Origin of the sequence: Muribacter muris (assembly GCF_004569585.1) — a bacterium.
Classification (GTDB): domain Bacteria; phylum Pseudomonadota; class Gammaproteobacteria; order Enterobacterales; family Pasteurellaceae; genus Muribacter; species Muribacter muris.
Map to the genome: position 1 here is coordinate 14,024 of NZ_SPPA01000017.1, position 21,566 is coordinate 35,589.

The following is a 21,566-nucleotide window of genomic DNA, read 5'->3' on the forward strand; positions in this document are numbered from 1 at the left end:
ATTACGGACGAACACCCAGCGTGTGGCAAATGGCGTAGGTCAGTTCGGAGCGGTTGAGGGTGTAGAAGTGGAAATCTTTCACGCCTTCTTTTGACAAGACTTTAACCATATCAATCGCAATGCTGGCGGCAACAAGGTTGCGGGTAGTTTGGTCTTCTTCTAAGCCTTGATACATTTTCGGCATCCAACTTGGGATTTTCACATTGGTGATTTTCGCCATGTTTTCGAGCTGCTTGAAGTTAGATACCGGCAAAATACCCGGTACGATTTCCACATCAATGCCAACAGTGGCGCAGCGATCACGGAAACGCAGATAGCTGTCAATATCAAAGAAAAATTGGGTAATAGCACGGTTTGCACCCGCATCAACCTTTTGTTTCAAATAGAGCAGATCCGATTGAGCAGATTTGGCTTCGGGGTGGACTTCGGGGTAGGCGGCTACGGAAATATCAAAATCGGCAACTTCTTTTAATAAGGCGACCAAATCGGAAGCGTAGAAGGGCTTTTTGGTATAGCCCGGCGGTTCGTCTCCTCTTAGTGCGACAATATGACGAATGCCGCTATCCCAATAATCTTGGGCGATTTGGCGCAACTCGTCCGGTGTAGCGTCAATGCCGGTTAAGTGCGGTGCAGAGATAATGCCCGTTTGTTGTTGAATCGTTTTCACGATGGAGTGAGTGCGATCCCGCTCGCCTGAATTTGCCCCGTAGGTTACGGAGACAAACTTTGGTTTCAGCACTTTTAGACGATGGATAGAGTCCCAGAGCAGATTTTCCATTTTTTCATTTTTCGGCGGAAAAAACTCAAAAGAGACATTGATATTGCCGTTTAAATCGGCAACGCTTTGATTTAATAGGTCAATTTCTTTTGCATAACTCATAGGCTATCCTTTTTCTGTGTTGGGCATTTTATGCCCTTATTCGTATAATGTTTAGTTTGCACACTAGACGGTCTTTAGCCGTTTAGATGGCTAAACTTTATCGACAAGGTTAGCGAATGTCAATTTGATTATTTTCATTTTTGTATGAATAAAATTCATAATCCGCTAAAAATTGTGGAACAAGCGGTCGGTTTTCGGCAAATTTTTACCATAAGAGTTGCAATTCATAGCTTGGTGTCGTGGTAGTGTTGAGTGGTTGTAGGCAAAAAAACCGGCTTGTAAAGATAACATTTGACAGCGTGAGAGCATCTTCCTACTATGCGGTTTCCACAAAGAGAGAATGAGAAATGATTATGCCAAGCAACGCAACTTCAGCCTTAAAACACGCCCTCGCCCAACGCATTTTAATTTTAGACGGTGCAATAGGGACGATGATCCAAAAATATAAGCTGACCGAAGACGATTTCCGGGGCGAGCGTTTTGCCGATAGTCTGATTGATTTGCGTGGCAATAATGATTTACTGACCCTTACCCAGCCTTTATTGATTTCCGCCATTCACGAAAAATACCTTGAGGCAGGTGCGGATATTATTGAGACCAATACTTTCAGTGCGACCACTATTGCCCAAGCCGATTACGATCTGCAAGCGGTCGCTTATGAGCTGAATGTTGCAGGAGCGAGATTGGCGCGCCTTGCCGCTGATAAATATAGCACCCCCGAAAAGCCGCGCTTTGTGGCAGGGATTTTAGGTCCGACCAACCGCACCGCCTCGATTTCTCCCGATGTGAACGACCCCGGTTTTCGTAACATTACCTTTATGCAACTTGTTGATGCCTATGCCGAGGCGACACGAGGGCTGATCGAAGGTGGAGCGGATATTATTATGATCGAAACCATTTTCGACACTCTGAATGCGAAAGCGGCTGCCTTTGCCATTGACACCGTGTTTGAAGAACTGGGCGTAGAATTACCGATTATGATTTCCGGCACGATCACCGATGCATCGGGGCGTACCTTGTCAGGGCAGACGACTGAAGCATTTTATAACTCACTCCGCCACGTTAAGCCGATCAGTTTTGGCTTGAACTGTGCGCTTGGCCCGAAAGAGCTGCGTCAATATATGGAGCAACTGTCGAAAATTTGCGAATGTTATGTGTCGGCACACCCGAATGCCGGCTTGCCGAATGCCTTTGGCGGTTACGATTTGGGTGCGGCTGAAATGGCGGCACAGCTCAAAGAGTGGGCGCAAAGCGGCTTTCTTAATATTGTCGGCGGCTGTTGCGGCACAACACCGGAGCATATCAAAGCCTTTGCACAGGCAATGGCGGGGGTAAAACCTCGCCCACTACCCGCCATTAAAACCGCAATGCGTTTGTCGGGCTTAGAGCCGCTGACGATTGATGATGAAAGCCTCTTTGTGAATGTGGGCGAGCGGAACAATGTTACCGGTTCGGCAAAATTCAAATGCTTGATTAAAGAAGAAAAATTTGCAGAAGCGATTGAAATTGCGATCGATCAAGTGGAAAACGGGGCGCAGGTGATTGATGTCAATATGGACGAGGCATTGCTCGACAGCCAAAAATGTATGACTCGTTTTCTCAACATTATGGCGACCGAACCGGAAGCGGCAAAAGTGCCGGTGATGATCGACTCGTCAAAATGGGAAGTGATTGAAGCAGGTTTGCAGTCCATTCAAGGCAAAGGGATTGTGAACTCCATCTCGCTCAAAGAAGGAGAGGAAAAATTTATCCGACAAGCCAAATTAGTCCGCCGCTACGGTGCGGCTGTGGTGGTAATGGCGTTTGATGAAGTCGGGCAGGCGGATACGGAAGAACGTAAGGTTGAAATTTGTACCCGCGCTTATCGGATCTTGGTCGATCAAGTCGGTTTTCCGCCGGAAGATATTATTTTCGACCCGAATATTTTTGCGATTGGCACGGGGATTGAGGAACACAATAACTACGGTGTGGATTTCATCAATGCAACAGGGAGGATTAAGCAAACCTTGCCGCACGCCAAGATTTCCGGTGGTGTGTCGAACGTATCGTTCTCGTTTCGGGGCAATAATCCGATGCGGGAAGCTATTCACGCCGTGTTCCTCTATCACGCCATTAAGCAGGGAATGGATATGGGGATTGTCAATGCCGGGCAGTTAGCGATTTATGACGATCTCGATCCGGAATTGCGTGAAGTAGTGGAAGATGCGGTGCTAAACCGCCGTAGTGATGCGACCGAACGCTTGTTGGATATTGCAGAAAAATACCGCAATCAGACCGCTTGCAACGAGGATAACAGCGTGGCGGAATGGCGGACGTGGGCGGTAGAAGAACGCTTAAAACACGCCTTGGTGAAAGGGATCACCAATTTTATTATTGAAGATACCGAAGAAGCCCGCCAGCAGTTCAGTTCGCCGCTGGAGGTGATTGAAGGGTCGCTAATGGCTGGAATGGACGTGGTGGGCGATCTGTTCGGGGACGGCAAAATGTTCCTGCCGCAAGTGGTGAAATCCGCTCGGGTAATGAAACAGTCGGTCGCCTATTTAGAGCCGTTTATCAATGCGACCAAACAAAAAGGCTCAAGCAGCGGCAAAGTAGTGATTGCGACCGTGAAAGGCGATGTGCACGACATCGGCAAAAATATTGTGAGTGTGGTGTTGCAATGTAACAATTTTGAGGTGATTGACCTCGGCGTGATGGTGCCGGCGGATAAAATCATTCAAACGGCGATTGACGAAAAAGCGGATATTATCGGCTTGAGCGGCTTAATTACCCCGTCCCTTGATGAAATGGAGTATTTTTTGGGCGAAATGAACCGTCTTAACCTCAATATTCCGGTGATTATCGGCGGGGCGACGACTTCCAAAGAACATACGGCAATTAAACTTTACCCGAAATATCAACACGAAGTGATTTACACCACCAACGCCTCCCGTGCTGTAACCGTGTGTGCTGCCTTAATGAACCCCGATACCAAAGCGGAATTATGGGCGAGAACGAAAAAAGAGTACGAGCAAATTCAACAGGCGTTTGCCAATAAAAAAGCACCCCGTAAACAGTTACCGATTGAAGAGGCGAGAGCGAACCGTTTTGACGGGGTCAGTGGCGAATGGGCGGATTATCAAGTCCCCGTGCCGAACCAAACCGGCGTTATTGAATATAAAAATGTGCCGATTGCCACGCTGCGAAAATTTATCGACTGGTCGCCATTTTTCCGCTTATGGGGCTTGATGGGCGGCTATCCCGATGCCTTTGATTACCCTGAGGGCGGCGAAGAAGCCCGCAAAGTTTATAATGATGCACAGAAAGTATTGGACGAACTTGAACAAAACCGCAAACTCAACCCAAGCGGTGTAATGGGGATTTTCCCTGCTAACAGCGTAGGCGATGATATTGAAATCTACCAAAATGCTGACCGCACTTTAGTCGCAGGCAAAGCCTATCATCTCCGCCAACAAAGCGAGCGGGGCAAAAACAGCAAAAGCCCGTATAACCTTTGTTTGAGCGATTTTATCGCCAGTAAAGAGAGTGGAAAACAGGATTGGTTCGGAATGTTCGCCGTCTGCGCAGGCATTGAAGAACACGATTTAGTCGAAGGCTACAAAGCGGCAGGGGACGACTACAACGCTATTTTACTGCAAGCGGTTGGCGACCGCCTTGCCGAAGCGATGGCGGAATATTTGCATTTTGAGTTACGCACCAAAGTGTGGGGATATAGTAAAGAAACCTTTGAAAACGATCGCTTGATCCGCGAAGATTATATTGGTATCCGCCCCGCCCCCGGCTACCCAAGCTGCCCTGAACACACCGAAAAACAGATTATCTGGGATTTGCTTGAAGTGGAACAACGCATCGGAATGAAACTCACCGAAAGCTACGCAATGTGGCCTGCTGCCAGCGTCTGCGGCTGGTATTTCACCCACCCTGCAAGTAATTATTTTGCGTTAGGGAGAATTGATGAAGATCAGGCAGTGGATTATGCACAACGTAAAGGGTGGAGTGAAAGAGAAATGGTGAAGTGGTTGGGGGTGGCGATGAAGTAGCTAGCTCAACTTACATAATAGAAAGTTAATCTAAAATACCGTTTGGGGAAATAAAACCAAACGGTATTTTTATTTGTTACTTATAGTCCGTTGTTTTATATACAACAAAAACGATAATTAGGAAAACTAAGGAGTTAGATATGATTTTAGAAAAAATTGGGTCTCGTGTACAAGAGCTACGTAAATTACAAGGGTTAAGCCAAGAAAAATTTGCTTTAAAAGCTGAAATTGATCGTACTTATTTAGCTGGTATAGAGCAAGGAAAACGCAACCCAACTATAAAAAGCCTAGAAAAAATTATCAATTGCTTGGAAATATCCTTTTCTGAATTCTTTAAAGATCTTTAATGTTGCTTATCAGCAACATATAATTTAATATAGCGAGGTGCTTAAATGTCTACTTTTAGCGTAGCAGAAAAAGATGTAAAAAATTTTTTCAATATTAATGATGAAGTTTTATTTAAGGGTAAAAAATTTATAATTTCCAAAGCAGGAAAGCCAACTTGTCCAAGCGGAGAGCCCAAAACAGATATTTATCTATTACTTATAAATAAAAATCAAACTTTAGAAATTAAAATTTCTTATAAAAAAGACAACGCTGATTTCTTAGAAAATAAAATAAAATCTGAAAGAGCTGAACAATTATTTGGGAAAAATTGGGAAAGTATCATTCACAGCTCAACAATGAGAATTGAAGATAAATTCTTAAGTAAAAAATTAATTTATAAAATACAAAAAGGTAGGACTTCAAAAGGGTCAATTACTCTTGGCTGGAAATTTGAGTTAGTTAATAAACCAAATGGAGAACTGTCAGGAGAATTAATCCTAGATAAATCTCAGTTATTAGACATTTATGCAGGAAACAATTTATCTATCGATAAAAGAAATGCGATAGTAAATGGAGAGGTTATCCCTAATTCAGGAGTTGCTAATTATATACTTCAAGGCAACATATTCTTATCAGCACAAGAGATATTAGATAAGATGGAAGAGATTGATGATTTTGTAAACACCTCTCCCAAAATATATTTTGCTTGCAAAGCTCTAAATTATAGAACTTTTGAAAATAAATTTGATGGAGATCGTCCATTAGCTGTTCAAATTGAATGGAAGATTATAGAGGATAAACTATCCCCTAATTTTATATTTAATCGCCCACTGAGTTTTAATGGAAAGATAGTTGCAGAAAATTTAAAAAACTGTTTGAGTCATCTTAATATTAGAAATACAGATGATATTAATTCAAATAACGCTATGAAAGACTATGTATACGAATGAGGAAAAATGAAAATAATTAGTTTATTTTGCGGTTGCGGGGGGTTAGATCTTGGCTTTGAAAAAGCAGGGTTTGAAATTCTAGTTGCAAATGAATACGACCAAACTATTTGGGCAACATTTAAAGCCAACCACCCTGAAACACATTTAATTGAAGGGGATATTCGTCAAATTAAAGATAGTGATTTTCCTGATCATATTGATGGAATTATAGGAGGACCACCCTGCCAGTCTTGGTCTGAGGCAGGAGCGTTACGCGGAATTAATGATGAAAGAGGTCAGCTTTTCTTTGATTATATTCGCATTCTAAAAAGTAAGCAGCCTAAATTTTTTCTTGCTGAAAATGTTAGCGGAATGCTGGCTAATCGACATTCAGAAGCCGTACAAAACATTTTAAAGATGTTCGAAGAATGTGGTTACAATGTTACTTTAACAATGGCTAATGCTAAAGATTACGGCGTTGCTCAAGAAAGAAAACGTGTCTTTTATATTGGTTTCCGAAAGGATTTGGAAATTGATTTTAAATTTCCTATAGGTTCGACAGTAAATGATAAAGATAAAATCACACTAAAAGATATTATTTGGGATTTGCAAGATTCTGCTATTCCTGCTTTAGCTCTAAATAAAACTAATCCAAAAGCAGTTAATAACAATGAATACTTTACAGGTAGCTTTTCGCCAATATTTATGAGTAGAAATCGTGTGAAATCTTGGAATGAACAAGGGTTTACTGTTCAAGCCTCTGGTCGACAATGTCAATTACATCCGCAAGCCCCGAAAATGGAAAAGTTTGGCACTAATGATTATAGATTTGTAGCAGGTAAGGAACATTTATATCGCCGTATGACAATTCGAGAGGTTGCACGAATTCAAGGCTTTCCTGATGATTTTAAATTCATCTATCAAAATACCAATGATGCTTATAAAATGATTGGAAATGCAGTGCCTGTAAATTTAGCTTTTGAGATTGCTTGTGAAATAAAAAAAGTGTTGGATAAATTGAGTCCATAAAAAACTTTGTGTAAATGCCTGTTTTGGGATAGTCACCTAAAAACAGGTATTTTATATGAATAAAAATCATACTAATAAAAATTGGAAGTTAATTTCCAATTTGTAAAATTTTTCTATAAATAGGAACTCAATTTCCAATCGTCATTTCCTCAAACTTGCACTCTTTCCGATTTCCGCTATCATACGCTACCTGATTTCCTATTTACTTGTTTGACAATGAACAAACTTAAACGACTTTTCCTTTTGGCTATGTTTTTTGTTCTCTTTGCCTGCACGACACAGCCGCCGAAGAAACCCGTTAAAACCCGTTTCTTAAAAGAAAACATTACCCAAGCGGAACTCAATAATCCCATCGCTTATAAACGCTATTACTATATTTGTCAAAATATCGAAACTCAATCTACCTCTTATTTAACAACCTATTTCCCGCTTTCAAGAGAGAGTCGTTTGAAAGAGAATTTTGGGATCTATTTTCAGTTAGATGGGGGTAAGCCAGTGCCGTTTGATCATATTGAGAACCGAGCGTTAAATACACGCGATTCGAAATTTGAGGTCATTTACCGTTCCTATCAGCCGATTGAGGGGAGCGTTGTGGATTTAGTCGCACGCCAGCATAGTTCGACCTATTATAAAAACGATCAAGGCACACAGGTGCGTTGGCTGAGTTGTAAAGAAGGTTAGCGATTGTATGGTTGATTTTTTAAATAGGAAATCGACTTCCAATTTTCCTAACAATCCAAGAAGTTGGCATTAGCTTTCCAACTTCTCTATACCCAATATCTCTTTTCGCACTAAATCAAATTCGGCACGCACGCCAAAGGCTTTTGCAAGATTTTCAGCATTTAGCACCGCTTGTGTTTCACCACAGGCGAGTACTTTGCCTTTATCCAGTAAAATCACTTTATCACAAAACTTATACGCCAGAGATAAATGATGGATAGCCACCACGCACGTCTGTTTGGGCGTGAGGGATTTAAGCTGCTCCATAATGTCGAGCTGATAATAAGGATCGAGCGAAGCGATTGGCTCGTCAGCAAGCAGTAATGGGGCATTTTTAATACAGCAACGTGCCAGTTGTACACGGGCTTTTTCACCGCCTGAAAGTTGCTGAAAGGGTTTATCCAATAAGGCGGAAACAGAAAATCTGTTTGAAATCGACCGCACTTTTTCCTGCTCATACTTGGGCTTGAGCGGGAAAGGCAAACCTAACGCAATCACGTCATAGGCGGATAAGTCCCATTGAATAGCAGTATTTTGTGCCAGATATGCCAACTGCTCGCTTTTTTGGCGGGCGGTCATTTCGGTTAATTTGCAAGTATTTAGCCAAATTTGACCGCTTGCAAGCGGTAAGATGCCGGCAATACTTTTCAATAGCGTGGATTTGCCTGCGCCGTTTGCCCCCATTATGCCGACTAATTTACCCTGTGGGATATGGCAACTTACATTGGTTAAGCCGTAGGACTGGCTAACATTTTCAACCTTAATCACGGGCAAGCCTCCGTTGTTGCGTGAGTAAAATCCAAATCAGCACGGGCGCGCCAATAATCGCGGTGAGCGTCCCAATGTAGATATGTGAGAATAGGGGGAGATATTGCACGCTAAGATCGGCAATGAGCAGCAATAAAGCCCCGATTAACGCACTGCTCACATAAAGTTGGGACGGACGTTTTTTGAGTAACATTCGGGCAAAATGGGGGGCAATTAAGCCGATAAAGCCGATCGTCCCCGTTTGCGGAATGGTTGCGCCGACCAGCAGTGCCGCGCCAAGTGCGGTGATAAAAAAGCTACGTTTCGGGGCAATACCCATTGTGGCAACCGTTTCTTCACCGAATGTGAGTAAATCAAGATAGCGGCGTTGTCGGTAAAGGCATAAACTGCCGAGTAATATAATGGGGAGCGACAAGAGCAAGGTATCCATTTTTGCCCAAACTAACGAGCCTTGTAGCCAGCGATAGAGTTCTGCCAATGCCCACGGGCTTTCTGCATTGGAGAGTAGCAGGGCAATTGCCGAGCCTAATAGCATATTGACTGCTATGCCGCTTAAAATCATCACCGTTGTGCCTTGCTTATGGGCAATCAGATAGACTAATGCAAAGCTGATTAATGCCCCCAGTACACCGCCGAGAAGCAATAAGCCTGCAGGAATGGAAAAATAGTAGAGTAGAAAGACGCTGACGGCGGTTGCACCGTTAGCACTGCCGAGCAAACCGGGGCTGGCGAGGGGATTTTGGAAAACGCCCTGCATTGCGTTGCCGGCTAATGCCAGACTTGCGCCTGTAATCACTGCTAATAATAGGCGGGGCAGGCGAATATCCCATAGCACGAGCGGGCGGAAATCGCTGATGATACCTTCGGCATTGCGTAGGGCGGCGAAGTTATCAAGTTGGTGATTGGCTGCCAATATAACGATTAAAAGCAGACATAAGAGTAAAATGCTGTTTAATTTATTGGAGTGAAATATTGTTCTATAAGATTTCATCATTATTTTTTATTTGTATCTAAAATATATTCTGTTGTCTGTTATATATTCTTCTAATAGTTAGTAGGTTTAAAAATAATTGTAAAGAAAGTTAATTTAACACTAGTTTACGATAGAAATTCGCTGCATATCAATGCCAAATCTATGTTGATTTTTATCTTTCAATTTCTAATTTATATGTTAATTGCGAAGCCTCGCTATAAAGATAAGTTGTCTTATTTCATCTGCCGATACAGCCTTTCCGCCCCTTGCCAAATACCGTGATCGAAGCAATAGGTGTATTTCATCGGTAGGGTGGCAAGCGGTCGGTTAGCGAAGATTTTTTGTAATGCCGAATGGGTGAGCAATGCGGATTGAGCGTTGTAGGTCTGTTTATCCGTTAATGAAATTAGCCAGTTCGGTTGGCTGAGTAAAATCTTCTCAAGGGAGAGATTTTGCACAGGGAGATCGCTATTGAGCGGCGTTAATCCAAGTAAATTTAACAGGGTGCGGTAGGGCGGTTGGTTGGTGTCCGCCACACCGGTTTCTGAGATAACGAGCGTATCGGTAAGCGGTGAGTTAAGGGCAAAATCTTGCAATGTTAGCTGTGAAATCAGCCGTTCGGCGTGCGCCGTATTATCGGTCAGTTCGCCGAGTTGGCGTATCAAAGCAAACAGTTGTTCCGGGGTTTGGGGGCTGTCGTTAATCGGGATAATCTTCACGCCCAATCGGGTTAAATCGTTGGTTAGCTGCGGGTAGAATTGCGTATTGAGCAGAATGGTTTTATCCAAATAGGGCAGTAGTGCGGTGAGCTGTGCTTCAAGAGCAGGCTTATCCGTGTTCACTTTATCCAACATCATCAGTGGCTTTTTTGAATACGCAGACATCGCTGCAATTTGTTCAGAACGGGCAATTTCAATCAGCAGGCGGTCGCTACACAGGGTGAGAGAAACAAATTGCTCCGCCCGCCCATCGGTAACGGATAACAACAGAAGGGGCAGAAGATAAAGATATTTCATCATTTGCTTTGCGCTAAGACGTTTTCAAAAAGAGGGACGCTGTGCGTCCCTGAGAACAGGCAAATTAGAAGTTGCCTTTTAGCCCGACGTAAACATTACGCCCGTCTTGACCGTAGTCAAGGTGGTTTTCATATTGTTTGTCGAACAGGTTATTGAGGTTCGCATACACATTGAGGCTAGGCACGAGCTGATAGTTCACACCAACGTTCACCAAGGTATACGACGGCATTTTAGTGCGGTGCGGGTAGGTATCAATGCGTTTACCAACATAAGACAGGCTAACGTTTGAACCGAGTTTATCGGTGATTTGGTAGCTTAACCCTGCGTTTGCCGTGTGTTTTGGCCGCATAGGTAACGCCATTTTTTGACTATTGTGTGCGTTAGTGTAAGTGTAGTTGGCAAATCCGCTTAAGGTTTGGCTGAATTTACCCGTATAAGCAATTTCCATCCCTTTGATTTGGGTTGTGCCGTCAAGGTTAATGGATTGCGTATAGGTTGAATTGGCGCTGATGAATTGTTTCACATTACGGGCAAAATAGGTCAAATCTAAGCTGTGGGCTTTGTCGCTGCTTTCCAGCAATACACCGAGTTCACCGCCAAGGCTTTTTGCCGGTTTGAGTGTCGGATTGGCTTGGTAAGTGCCGAAATAGCCGAAATAGTCGGTAATGGTCGGATTTTGAATGGCTGTGCCTAAACTGGCGTGTGCTTTGAGATGAGGCGAGAAGCGATAAGCACCGGTAATTCGACCCGTCCACGCATTTTGGTAGCGATCGTTATCGGTAAAGCGTCCGCTAATCGCCAAACTATGATCCGCTTGGCTAAACAGGCGGTATTCTGCTGCAATACTTTTCTCAATCAGCTTTTTCTCTGCGCCGTTATAATTGCTTGAAAGGTAATCGGCTTTTTGATATTCGCCCAATAAACTGACCGCTTGCGTGATATCACCCTCACGATCGAAGTGAATATCTAATTGATAATTAGCATTGAGTTTTTTGGCATCATAGGCGGAATGTCCGACGGAGGTTGTGTAGCTGCTGTACTCGTGCGTGTCGCTGTCCGTTTTAAGATGGCTTACGCTGACTTTCTGTTTGACAATATCGTCATCACCCCCCACATAACCGCTTAATTTAAACAAGGTTTCTCGGATACGGCTGTTGTCGTCAAAATGTGTTTCGTGGTTGATGCTGTTATCAAAAGCGAAGGTTTGAGAGGCGTGGTTGGTTAGAAGTTCAACGCCTTTTTTGCCGTCATCAAAGCCGATTTTTAATGAGGCATTATCTTTGTGAAAGCGATCTTTTTCGACTGCACCGCCCGTTTGGAAATGCGTGCCGGTAACGGATTGATAGTGGAAATGAGAGGTACTTTTTGCGGAAATGCCGCGGGTGCGGTGGCTGTCGCCGTGTAAAGCATAGTAAAAACCGTTTTGATGTCCTAAAAGCGTTGCCGAAGCATCTCGAGTGCGGTGCGATCCCGTGCCTAAATCGACATCGAGATTGAAGCCTTTATCTTGGTATAAACCGCTTTTGGTGGTGATGTAAATCACACCGCCCATTGCATCGGATCCCCAAAGGGCAGATTGCTCGCCTCGCAGCACTTCAATGCGATCAATATTGCTTAACGGTAACCCGCCAAAGTTAAATCCCATATTATCGACCGGCGACATTTTCACCCCGTCAATTACCACTGCAACCTGATTCGTATTTGCGCCCCGTAAATAGAGGTTGGTTAATGTGCCTCGTCCGCCGTAGGCGATAAATGCAACACCCGGCACGGTTTTTAATACATCACTGACGTAGGTCGCGTTGCGGGCAATGAACTCTTTTTCGGTTAGAACCGTAACCGATGAAGCGGTTTTGTCCTGATTGACCGGTGCGGCATAGGCGGAATAGACATTGATTGGCTCAAGTGCCGTTTGAGCAGCCGCAAGATGAGGTAAGCTCAGCAGCAGGGCAGTGGTGATAAGATTTTTATACATATTGTGTTTCCATATTAAAAAATGCGAGGCGATATTATACACGAAATACTACGCTGTTTTTGGTAAAAAATCCCACGGAATTGACCGCTTGTTTTGCCGAGATTTCAACAATTTTGTTAAGTAATTCACAATTTTGTAAATTATTTGTGATGCTATGCCGAAAAAATGATTATACTTGGGTGAATGGTTAGGCAACGGTGCATAACGCAGTTTCGGCACTTGCCAGTGGTTTAACAATTATTGAGGAAACGACAATGCAACACAAAGTAACTCCCCCAACGGACGGTCAAGCAATTACCTTAAATCAAGACGGCTCGTTAAATGTCCCGAACCGTCCGATTGTCCCTTTTATTGAGGGGGACGGCATCGGTGTCGATGTTACGCCGGCAATGCGGGTTGTGATTGATGCGGCGGTGGAAAAAGCCTATGGTTGCTCCCGCAAAATTGAGTGGTTGGAAATTTATGCCGGTGAAAAGGCCAATCAAGTTTATGGCGAAAATACGTGGCTGCCGGACGAAACCCTTGAACTGATTAAAACCTACCATATTGCGATTAAAGGGCCGCTGATGACACCGGTCGGCGGTGGGATTCGCTCGTTAAATGTGGCAATGCGTCAAGGGTTGGATCTATATAACTGCCTACGCCCGATTCGCTACTACGAGGGGACACCAAGTCCGGTGAAACACCCTGAATTAGTCGATATGGTAATTTTCCGTGAAAATTCCGAAGATATTTACGCCGGCGTAGAGTGGGCAGCCGGTTCGCAAGAGGCAGACAAAGTGATCGCCTTTTTACAAAATGAAATGGGCGTGAAAAAGATCCGTTTCCCACAAGAGTGCGGCATAGGGATTAAGCCGGTGTCTAAGCAAGGTACACAACGCTTGGTGCGTGCGGCATTGCAATATGTGATCGATAACGATCGATCATCGCTTACGCTCGTGCATAAAGGCAATATTATGAAATTTACCGAAGGGGCTTTCAAAGAGTGGGGCTACCAAGTGGCGAAAGAATTTGGGGCAGAGCCAATCGATAACGGGCCTTGGCATAGATTAAAAAATCCGAAGACCGGTCGTGAGATTGTGATTAAAGACAGCATTGCCGATGCGTTTTTACAAGAAATTTTATTGCACCCAACGGATTATGATGTGATTGCAACCCTTAACTTGAACGGAGACTATATCTCCGATGCCTTAGCGGCTCAAGTGGGCGGTATCGGGATTTCGCCGGGGGCAAATATCGGCTTTGAAGTTGCTATTTTTGAAGCGACTCACGGTACAGCACCGAAAATTGCAGGGCAGAATAAAGCTAATCCGGGATCGATTATTCTCAGCGGCGAAATGATGCTCCGACATTTAGGCTGGGTAGAAGCGGCGGATTTAGTCGTGAAAGCCGTTTCTCAGACCATTGCGAATAAGACGGTAACATTTGATTTTGCGGAAACATTAGAGGGTGCAACCCTCCGTTCTACCGCTGAATTTGCACAAGACATTGTTGCAAATATGTAAAATTTTACATTTTCCTTAAATGAAGCCGTCTGTCATTGAAAGGTGATAGGCGGTTTTTTATTTAAAAATTGTCCTTGTTTAAAACGAAAGGTGGTGTGATTTTAGCTTTATGTCGGGCTTGGCAAGTTATTTTAATGAATTTTGTGAAGTTGTTATCAAAATGTAAAAATTATTGTGTAAATGGCTTGTTATTTTAGCCCCCTTTGCTATGATTGCCCTATCTTTCATTTTACCCATTTATTTTTGAAGTGGAGATCTGAATTATGTCATTCTTAACCGAATATCAAGCACACGTTGATGAACGTGCCAAACAAGGTGTTGTTCCCTTACCGCTTAATGCGGAGCAAACAGCGCAATTGATAGAATTGTTAAAAGCACCCTTGGAAAATGACGGTGCATTTTTGTTGGAGTTATTCTGCCATCGCATTCCGGCAGGGGTGGACGAAGCGGCGTATGTAAAAGCCTCTTTTCTATCCGCTTTAATCAATGGAGATGCAACATCACCGCTGATTTCCGCCCAAGATGCCGTTAAACTGCTCGGCACAATGCAAGGTGGCTATAATATTGAACCACTGCTCAACGCATTGGATAATCCCGAACTTGCCCCCCTCGCTGTTGAATCCCTTTCTACGACCCTGCTGATGTTTGATAACTTCCACGATGTTGCCGATAAAGCCAAGAAAGGTAACCCGTTTGCACAGCAAATTTTGCACTCTTGGGCAAATGCGGAGTGGTTTTTGTCCCGCCCGAAACTCGCCGAAAAAATTACTTTGACAGTGTTTAAAGTAACGGGGGAAACCAATACCGATGATCTCTCTCCGGCACAAGATGCGTGGTCTCGCCCTGACATTCCGTTGCACGCCTTAGCAATGTTAAAAAATGAGCGGGACGGCATTATTCCCGATCAAGCAGGCGTGATTGGGCCGATGAAACAGATTGCCGAGTTGAAACAAAAAGGCTTCCCGTTGGTGTATGTCGGTGATGTGGTCGGCACAGGTTCTTCTCGTAAGTCGGCAACGAACTCTGTGCTGTGGTTGATGGGCGATGATATTCCGTATATCCCGAATAAACGAGCCGGCGGCGTAGTGTTAGGCGGTAAGATCGCCCCGATTTTTTTCAATACAATGGAAGATGCGGGATCGTTACCGATTGAAGTCGATGTCAGCCGCTTGAATATGGGCGATGTGATCGACCTTTACCCTTACGCAGGTAAAATCTGCAAGCATAATAGCGAAGAAGTGATCGCTGAATTTAGTTTAAAAACCGACGTATTGCTTGATGAAGTGCGGGCAGGCGGTCGGATTCCATTGATTATCGGACGAGGCTTAACCCACAAAGCCCGCCTCGAACTTGGCTTGCCGGAAAGCGATGTGTTCGTCAAACCGCAAACCTCTACGCAAAACAGCAAGGGCTATACCCTCGCTCAGAAAATGGTCGGCAGAGCCTGCGGGGTAGAAGGCATTCGTGCCGGACAGTATTGCGAACCAAGAATGACCAGTGTCGGCTCACAAGATACCACCGGCCCAATGACCCGTGATGAATTAAAAGATCTCGCTTGCTTGGGCTTTTCAGCGGATTTGGTGATGCAATCATTCTGCCATACGGCGGCCTATCCGAAGCCGGTAGATGTGGTTACCCACCATACATTACCTGATTTTATTATGAACCGTGGCGGTGTGTCCCTTCGCCCAGGTGATGGCGTTATCCACTCTTGGCTCAACCGAATGTTGTTACCGGACACCGTTGGTACGGGCGGCGACTCGCATACTCGCTTCCCGATCGGGATTTCTTTCCCTGCCGGTTCAGGTTTGGTCGCCTTTGCGGCAGCAACGGGGGTAATGCCGCTAGATATGCCGGAGTCAGTGTTGGTTCGCTTTAAAGGTGAAATGCAGCCGGGTATTACGTTGCGGGATCTAGTACACGCTATTCCGTATTATGCCATTCAGCAAGGCTTACTCACCGTTGAAAAAGCTGGCAAGAAAAATATTTTCTCCGGTCGCATTTTAGAAATTGAGGGGCTAGAGCATCTGAAAGTCGAGCAGGCATTTGAACTTTCCGATGCCTCGGCGGAACGCTCGGCAGCCGCTTGTACGATCAAGTTAGACAAAGAACCGATTATTGAATACCTCAATTCCAATATTGTCCTGTTGAAATGGATGATTGCCGAAGGCTACGGCGATGTACGCACCCTTGAGCGCCGGATTCGTGCAATGGAAGCGTGGTTGGAAAACCCAACGTTACTGGAAGCAGATGAAGATGCGGAATACGCTGCCGTGATTGAGATCGATCTCAATGAAATTAAAGAGCCGATTTTATGTGTGCCGAATGATCCGGACGATGCCCGCACCTTGTCTGCAGTGCAAGGCAACAAGATTGATGAAGTGTTTATCGGTTCTTGTATGACAAATATCGGGCATTTCCGTGCCGCCGGGAAATTGCTCAATCAATATCAAGGAATGATTCCGACACGTTTGTGGATTGTACCGCCAACACGAATGGACGCCGCACTGTTGACCGAAGAAGGTTATTACAGCATTTACGGTAAGAGCGGAGCAAGAATTGAAATTCCGGGCTGCTCACTCTGTATGGGCAATCAAGCCCGCGTGGCGGACGGCGCAACGGTGATCTCCACTTCTACCCGTAATTTCCCGAATCGAATGGGTAAAGGTGCGTTTGTGTATCTTGCCTCGGCAGAGCTATCGGCAGTATGTGCGTTACTGGGACGTATTCCAACCCCAGAAGAGTATCTGCACTATGTGGAGCATTTAGCTGATGACAAAGACGATACCTACCGTTATATGAATTTTGACCAAATCAATCAATATATGAAAAAAGCAGAAGGGCTGATTTTCCAAACTGCTGCTTAATCCGACAAGTGGTCGGATTGCAGGAAAAATAAGCAAACCGACCGCTTGTTTCCGTTTTAGATGATAAAAATGCTCGTAACGAGAACAATACCTAACAGGAGGATTCTATGCCAAAACTACATCCAACATTAACCGCAGAATTGCGTTTAAGTGATGGTCGTCAATTTGCCTTACCGGTTTATCAAAGTAATTTAGGCTATGATGCAATCGGCGTGGAAGCATTACAAAAACAACAACTTTTCACCTATGACCAAGGTTTAACCTCAACCGCATTATGTGAATCCAGCATCACCTATATTGACGGCGATGAAGGTATTTTGTTGCACCGTGGCTACCCGATTGATGAGTTAGCAATGCACAAAAGCTATCTTGAAGTTGCCTATTTACTGTTGGAAGGCGAGTTGCCAAATGAAGAACAGTTGACAGCATTCCAAAAAGAAATTTCATCGCACTATATGGTTAATGAACAATTTACCCGCCTGTTCCAAGGTTTCCGCCGCGATTCTCACCCAATGGCGGTAATGTGTGCGGCGAGTAGTGCATTAGCTGCCTTCTATAATGATGAATTAAAAATTGATTGTAAGGATTCCCGTTATAAAACGGCGATTAGGTTGTTAGCAAAAATGCCGACCTTGGCGGCAATGTGTTATAAATACAGCATCGGTCGTCCGTTTATGTACCCGCAATATAACTTATCTTATGCAGGCAATTTCTTGTATATGATGTTTGCAACCCCTTGTGAGCCTTATGTGGTCAATCCGGTCATAGAACGTGCAATGGATCGTATTTTTACCCTACACGCCGATCACGAACAAAATGCGTCAACTTCAGCGGTACGTGGCGTTGCCTCTTCCGGTCCGAATCCGTTTGCGTGTATCGCAGCGGGAATTGCTTCACTCTGGGGGCCGGCACACGGTGGCGCAAACGAAGCCTGTATTAAAATGTTACAGGAAATCGGTTCGGTCGATCGGATTCCGGAGTTTGTTGCCCGTGCGAAAGATAAGAACGATCCGTTCCGCTTAATGGGTTTTGGGCATCGTGTCTATAAAAATTACGATCCGAGAGCAAAAGTAATGCGTGAAACCTGCCACGAAGTCTTAAAAGAGCTAGGCGTTAGCACGCCGTTGCTTGAAGTGGCGATGGAATTAGAACGTATTGCATTGAGCGATCCGTATTTTATTGAGCGTAAACTCTACCCGAATGTCGATTTCTATTCCGGCATTATTTTACAGGCTATCGGTATTCCGACTTCAATGTTCACCGTGATTTTTGCGTTGGCGAGAACGGTCGGCTGGATTGCCAACTGGAAAGAGATGAACGAAGAGAGCCTAAAAATCGTTCGCCCAAGACAAATTTACACCGGGCATACAGAACGTCATATTGAATCCTAAGCAAAAAGGTCTAGCCATTTGGCTAGACCTTTTACTTTGGTTCGATTAAGCGGGATTATCAATATCAATAAATTCCACGTCCAGTTGATAGTGTTCGGCTAACCATTCACCTAGTGCTTTCACGCCGTCTCGTTCAGTCGCGTGATGCCCACAGGCAAAATAATAAATGCCTTGTTCCCTTGCGGAATGCGTGGTTTGTTCGGAAATTTCGCCACTGATAAATGCATCGCAACCTTTTTGGTAGGCTAAGTCAATATAACCTTGTCCGCCACCGCTACAAATCCCCACTTTTTTGATGCGTTTTTGTGGAAATTCCGCTGTAAATTCGTGGCAAACCGTTGGCTTGCGCTTGAGTGCACGTTCCAAACGTTCGGCAAGTTCCGTTGCCGAAATCGGTTGCTCAAATTCCGCTACTGCCGGAATAGAGTGGACTTTATCTTCCAATCCTTGCAAGTTGATCGCCCCAATCTGTTTGGCAAGTTGGGCGTTATTGCCTAATTCTGTGTGAATATCAAGGGGCAGGTGGTAGGCAAATAAATTGATATCGTTAGCCAATAGCTGCTTAATCCGCTTTCCTTTCATTCCCCGAATGCACGGGTTTTCACTTTTCCAAAAATAGCCGTGATGCACCAAAACGGCATCAGCTTGTTTCGCTACCGCCTGCTCAATAAGCGGGAGAGTTGCCGTTACGCCGGTAATGATTTTACGGATTTGCCGTTTGCCCTCGACTTGCAAACCGTTCGGGGCATAATCTGCAATCATTTTACTGTTGAGTTTTTCATCGAGTATCTGTTCAAGTTCAAGATTAGTCAGCATTTCTGCTCCTTTTATAGGGTGAAACAAGCGGGCGGTTTAGCGGATTTTCTTGCGAAACCAAGCCGAACATTGCCGTTAGGTGTAATTTACCTCAATAATATCAAACTCAATATTACCGCCGGGTGTTTTGATATTCACGGTATCGTCCACTTCTTTACCGACTAAACCACGGGCAATCGGTGAATTGACGGAAATAAGCCCCTCTTTGATATTGGCTTCGTCATCGCCTACAATCCGATAGGTTACTTCGTCTTCTGTGTTGGTGTTGAGCAAGGTTACGGTCGCACCAAAAATCACCTTACCTTGATTAGGCATTTTGGTTACATCAATAATTTGGGCATTGCTTAATTTACCCTCGATTTCTTGGATACGCCCTTCGCAAAAGCCTTGCTGCTCACGGGCTGCGTGGTACTCGGCGTTCTCTTTTAAATCACCGTGTTCACGGGCTTCGGCAATCGCTTTAATAATTTCAGGACGGCGCACATTTTTGAGATGCTCTAACTCTTCACGCAATAAGGCTTCGCCACGAACAGTCATTGGAATTTGTTGCATTATTACTCCTTCTTTGATGCAAAAAGAAACCAAAACCGCATAGGTTTTGGCAATCTAGTCTGTCATATCGTTAAATAAATAGCGGTATTATTCATTGTCTTTCATAAAATATCAACCTTCATTATGAATTTGCAGTGTAATGGTTTAGGATTATGCGTTATAGCTTTCTAATAAAAAACCTCGCTAAATACGAGGTTTTGCAATATTGGGGAGAAATCAGACCGCGTGTACAGGTAACATTAGGATTTCAATATGCCTGACGAGCCCTCGGAATAATCTTTCGGTTGATCGTCATTTTCCGGCGTTTTTTCCTCAAGTTGAGGTTGTTGGAAAAAAGCAATCTTATCCGACTCCTCTGGGAGCAAGGTTTGCGATCCTTCGGCTAAATGGGTGTAGAGCTTTTTGTAATCTTCTGCAAGGGTCGCTAACAAGCTGGCGGATTGCTCGAAATGTTTTTCTAATTGTGTTTTTTGCTCGTCGATTTTGGTATTGGCGGCTTTGAGTTCTTGCTCTAACTTATGCTGTTTTTGCATACTTACATTAGTTGCACGCAAGATGACATAGCCGATAATCACCCCAATGACAAAAGCCGCAATAATTGCCAACCAAACATCATTTGACCACTGCATAGTAACTCCTTAATATTTCGATAAAAACGTGCTTATTTTTACCATTTTCTCGCTATGGAGAGAAGCTAAATTTCGGTTTGAATTTAAAAAATTTGAGATAGCCTACAAAATGTGAAATTACTTAAAAAAACATTCGCTTTTCCCTAAAATATCTGTATAATTTGGTCACCCTGTTTTTATGTGGTATTCCCGCCACATAAGTTGGTCAGAATTGACTCGAAGGGGTCGGATTCTAACCGTATTAGGTAATATCTTCTGATATTGGGTATAAACATTTAAATTTTGGTATTTAATTAGAATGAAAACTTTTGTAGCAAAACCAGAAACAGTAAAACGTGACTGGTATGTAGTAGATGCGACAGGTAAAACTTTAGGTCGTTTAGCTACTGAATTAGCACGCCGTCTTCGTGGTAAACACAAGGCTGAGTACACACCGCACGTTGATACAGGCGATTACATCATCGTCATCAATGCGGACAAAGTAGCGGTAACAGGTAAAAAAGAAACTGACAAAATCTACTACTGGCACACTGGCTATGTAGGTGGTATCAAAGATGCAACCTTCAAAGAAATGATCGCTCGTCGTCCGGAAGCAGTGATTGAAATTGCGGTAAAAGGTATGTTGCCAAAAGGTCCGTTGGGGCGTGCAATGTTCCGTAAATTAAAAGTGTATGCGGGTAGCGAACATAACCACGCTGCGCAACAACCACAAGTTTTAGACATCTAATCACGGAGCAGAAAAATGGCAGAGAATCAAAACTACGGCACAGGTCGCCGCAAAAGCTCTTCAGCTCGTGTATTTATCAAACCGGGCAGTGGTAACATTACCATCAACCAACGTTCTTTAGAAGTTTACTTCGGTCGTGAAACTGCACGAATGGTAGTTCGTCAACCGTTAGAATTAGTTGAGTTAACTGATAAATTAGACTTATACATCACCGTAAAAGGTGGTGGTATTTCAGGTCAAGCTGGTGCGATCCGTCACGGTATCACACGCGCATTGATCGAGTACGATGAGACATTACGTCCGGCACTCCGTGCTGCAGGCTTCGTTACTCGCGACGCTCGCCGCGTTGAGCGTAAAAAAGTGGGTTTACACAAAGCACGTCGTCGTCCACAATACAGCAAACGTTAATCATATTTTCGTTT

Annotated in this window: 18 protein-coding genes; 10 read left to right on the plus strand and 8 right to left on the minus strand. The window is 44.1% G+C overall.

Annotated features, from left to right (window positions below; translation table 11 throughout):
• Position 1: 1 nt before the first annotated feature.
• Positions 2 to 880, minus strand: coding sequence for a methylenetetrahydrofolate reductase (metF, locus tag E4T80_RS08160; protein WP_135057154.1), 879 nt, complete (start codon positions 878 to 880; stop codon positions 2 to 4).
• Between the two features lie 353 nt (positions 881 to 1,233).
• Here metF and metH point away from each other — a divergent pair, with 353 nt between their 5' ends.
• From metH to E4T80_RS08185, 5 genes are all read left to right on the plus strand, one after another.
• Entirely contained in the window at positions 1,234 to 4,920 is a 3,687-nt protein-coding gene (gene metH, locus E4T80_RS08165) for a methionine synthase (protein ID WP_135057157.1), read from the plus strand.
• A 140-nt stretch (positions 4,921 to 5,060) separates the two neighbouring features.
• Complete coding sequence (locus E4T80_RS08170) at positions 5,061 to 5,267, plus strand: helix-turn-helix domain-containing protein (RefSeq protein WP_135057160.1); 207 nt, start codon at positions 5,061 to 5,063, stop codon at positions 5,265 to 5,267.
• 45 nt (positions 5,268 to 5,312) lie between these two features.
• The gene (locus E4T80_RS08175; RefSeq protein ID WP_135057163.1) at positions 5,313 to 6,197 is read left to right on the plus strand and encodes a hypothetical protein; all 885 of its coding nucleotides are present in this window, start codon (positions 5,313 to 5,315) and stop codon (positions 6,195 to 6,197) included.
• Between the two features lie 6 nt (positions 6,198 to 6,203).
• The gene (locus E4T80_RS08180) at positions 6,204 to 7,205 is read left to right on the plus strand and encodes a DNA cytosine methyltransferase (protein ID WP_135057166.1); all 1,002 of its coding nucleotides are present in this window, start codon (positions 6,204 to 6,206) and stop codon (positions 7,203 to 7,205) included.
• Between the two features lie 216 nt (positions 7,206 to 7,421).
• Positions 7,422 to 7,886, plus strand: a complete 465-nt coding sequence (locus E4T80_RS08185) for a hypothetical protein (RefSeq protein ID WP_135057169.1) — start codon at positions 7,422 to 7,424, stop codon at positions 7,884 to 7,886.
• Between the two features lie 69 nt (positions 7,887 to 7,955).
• Here E4T80_RS08185 and E4T80_RS08190 read toward each other — a convergent pair whose 3' ends face one another.
• From E4T80_RS08190 to E4T80_RS08205, 4 genes are all read right to left on the minus strand, one after another.
• Complete coding sequence (locus E4T80_RS08190) at positions 7,956 to 8,693, minus strand: ABC transporter ATP-binding protein (RefSeq protein ID WP_135057172.1); 738 nt, start codon at positions 8,691 to 8,693, stop codon at positions 7,956 to 7,958.
• Positions 8,686 to 9,684, minus strand: coding sequence for a FecCD family ABC transporter permease (locus tag E4T80_RS08195; RefSeq protein ID WP_228064887.1), 999 nt, complete (start codon positions 9,682 to 9,684; stop codon positions 8,686 to 8,688). The genes E4T80_RS08190 and E4T80_RS08195 overlap by 8 nt, the downstream gene beginning before the upstream one ends.
• 215 nt (positions 9,685 to 9,899) lie before the next feature.
• Positions 9,900 to 10,685, minus strand: a complete 786-nt coding sequence (locus E4T80_RS08200; protein ID WP_135057175.1) for a substrate-binding domain-containing protein — start codon at positions 10,683 to 10,685, stop codon at positions 9,900 to 9,902.
• Between the two features lie 61 nt (positions 10,686 to 10,746).
• Complete coding sequence (locus E4T80_RS08205; protein WP_135057178.1) at positions 10,747 to 12,657, minus strand: TonB-dependent receptor; 1,911 nt, start codon at positions 12,655 to 12,657, stop codon at positions 10,747 to 10,749.
• 254 nt (positions 12,658 to 12,911) lie between these two features.
• Between E4T80_RS08205 and icd the strand changes: the two genes are divergently transcribed.
• The 3 genes from icd to E4T80_RS08220 all read left to right on the plus strand — a co-directional run bounded on the left by icd (position 12,912) and on the right by E4T80_RS08220 (position 18,420).
• Positions 12,912 to 14,162, plus strand: a complete 1,251-nt coding sequence (icd, locus tag E4T80_RS08210; protein WP_135057181.1) for an NADP-dependent isocitrate dehydrogenase — start codon at positions 12,912 to 12,914, stop codon at positions 14,160 to 14,162.
• A gap of 263 nt (positions 14,163 to 14,425) precedes the next feature.
• A complete protein-coding gene (gene acnB / locus E4T80_RS08215; protein ID WP_228064881.1) occupies positions 14,426 to 17,029 on the plus strand; it encodes a bifunctional aconitate hydratase 2/2-methylisocitrate dehydratase in 2,604 nt (867 codons plus the stop codon).
• Between the two features lie 107 nt (positions 17,030 to 17,136).
• Positions 17,137 to 18,420 (plus strand): citrate synthase, encoded by a 1,284-nt coding sequence (locus E4T80_RS08220; RefSeq protein WP_135057189.1) that lies wholly within the window; start codon positions 17,137 to 17,139, stop codon positions 18,418 to 18,420.
• Between the two features lie 45 nt (positions 18,421 to 18,465).
• On the opposite strand, the gene E4T80_RS08225 is transcribed toward E4T80_RS08220, so the two are convergent.
• The 3 genes from E4T80_RS08225 to E4T80_RS08235 form a co-directional block, all read right to left on the minus strand.
• On the minus strand, positions 18,466 to 19,236 hold the full coding sequence (locus tag E4T80_RS08225) for a Nif3-like dinuclear metal center hexameric protein (RefSeq protein WP_135057192.1): 771 nt from the start codon (positions 19,234 to 19,236) through the stop codon (positions 18,466 to 18,468).
• Between the two features lie 75 nt (positions 19,237 to 19,311).
• Positions 19,312 to 19,788, minus strand: a complete 477-nt coding sequence (greA, locus tag E4T80_RS08230) for a transcription elongation factor GreA (RefSeq protein WP_135057195.1) — start codon at positions 19,786 to 19,788, stop codon at positions 19,312 to 19,314.
• 239 nt (positions 19,789 to 20,027) lie between these two features.
• Positions 20,028 to 20,417, minus strand: coding sequence for a YhcB family protein (locus E4T80_RS08235; RefSeq protein WP_135057198.1), 390 nt, complete (start codon positions 20,415 to 20,417; stop codon positions 20,028 to 20,030).
• 298 nt (positions 20,418 to 20,715) lie between these two features.
• Between E4T80_RS08235 and rplM the strand changes: the two genes are divergently transcribed.
• On the plus strand, positions 20,716 to 21,144 hold the full coding sequence (rplM, locus tag E4T80_RS08240) for a 50S ribosomal protein L13 (RefSeq protein WP_047975984.1): 429 nt from the start codon (positions 20,716 to 20,718) through the stop codon (positions 21,142 to 21,144).
• 15 nt (positions 21,145 to 21,159) lie between these two features.
• Complete coding sequence (gene rpsI, locus E4T80_RS08245; protein WP_047975985.1) at positions 21,160 to 21,552, plus strand: 30S ribosomal protein S9; 393 nt, start codon at positions 21,160 to 21,162, stop codon at positions 21,550 to 21,552.
• Positions 21,553 to 21,566: the final 14 nt, after the last annotated feature.

Excerpts from the sequence above, each read along its gene's own strand:
- metF (WP_135057154.1), bottom strand. The coding sequence starts at position 880 with ATGAGTTATGCAAAAGAAATTGACCTATTAAATCAAAGCGTTGCCGAT.
- metH (WP_135057157.1), top strand. The coding sequence starts at position 1,234 with ATGCCAAGCAACGCAACTTCAGCCTTAAAACACGCCCTCGCCCAACGC.
- E4T80_RS08170 (WP_135057160.1), top strand. The coding sequence starts at position 5,061 with ATGATTTTAGAAAAAATTGGGTCTCGTGTACAAGAGCTACGTAAATTA.
- E4T80_RS08175 (WP_135057163.1), top strand. The coding sequence starts at position 5,313 with ATGTCTACTTTTAGCGTAGCAGAAAAAGATGTAAAAAATTTTTTCAAT.
- E4T80_RS08180 (WP_135057166.1), top strand. The coding sequence starts at position 6,204 with ATGAAAATAATTAGTTTATTTTGCGGTTGCGGGGGGTTAGATCTTGGC.
- E4T80_RS08185 (WP_135057169.1), top strand. The coding sequence starts at position 7,422 with ATGAACAAACTTAAACGACTTTTCCTTTTGGCTATGTTTTTTGTTCTC.
- E4T80_RS08195 (WP_228064887.1), bottom strand. The coding sequence starts at position 9,684 with ATGAAATCTTATAGAACAATATTTCACTCCAATAAATTAAACAGCATT.
- E4T80_RS08200 (WP_135057175.1), bottom strand. The coding sequence starts at position 10,685 with ATGATGAAATATCTTTATCTTCTGCCCCTTCTGTTGTTATCCGTTACC.
- E4T80_RS08205 (WP_135057178.1), bottom strand. The coding sequence starts at position 12,657 with ATGTATAAAAATCTTATCACCACTGCCCTGCTGCTGAGCTTACCTCAT.
- icd (WP_135057181.1), top strand. The coding sequence starts at position 12,912 with ATGCAACACAAAGTAACTCCCCCAACGGACGGTCAAGCAATTACCTTA.
- acnB (WP_228064881.1), top strand. The coding sequence starts at position 14,426 with ATGTCATTCTTAACCGAATATCAAGCACACGTTGATGAACGTGCCAAA.
- E4T80_RS08220 (WP_135057189.1), top strand. The coding sequence starts at position 17,137 with ATGCCAAAACTACATCCAACATTAACCGCAGAATTGCGTTTAAGTGAT.
- E4T80_RS08225 (WP_135057192.1), bottom strand. The coding sequence starts at position 19,236 with ATGCTGACTAATCTTGAACTTGAACAGATACTCGATGAAAAACTCAAC.
- greA (WP_135057195.1), bottom strand. The coding sequence starts at position 19,788 with ATGCAACAAATTCCAATGACTGTTCGTGGCGAAGCCTTATTGCGTGAA.
- E4T80_RS08235 (WP_135057198.1), bottom strand. The coding sequence starts at position 20,417 with ATGCAGTGGTCAAATGATGTTTGGTTGGCAATTATTGCGGCTTTTGTC.
- rplM (WP_047975984.1), top strand. The coding sequence starts at position 20,716 with ATGAAAACTTTTGTAGCAAAACCAGAAACAGTAAAACGTGACTGGTAT.
- rpsI (WP_047975985.1), top strand. The coding sequence starts at position 21,160 with ATGGCAGAGAATCAAAACTACGGCACAGGTCGCCGCAAAAGCTCTTCA.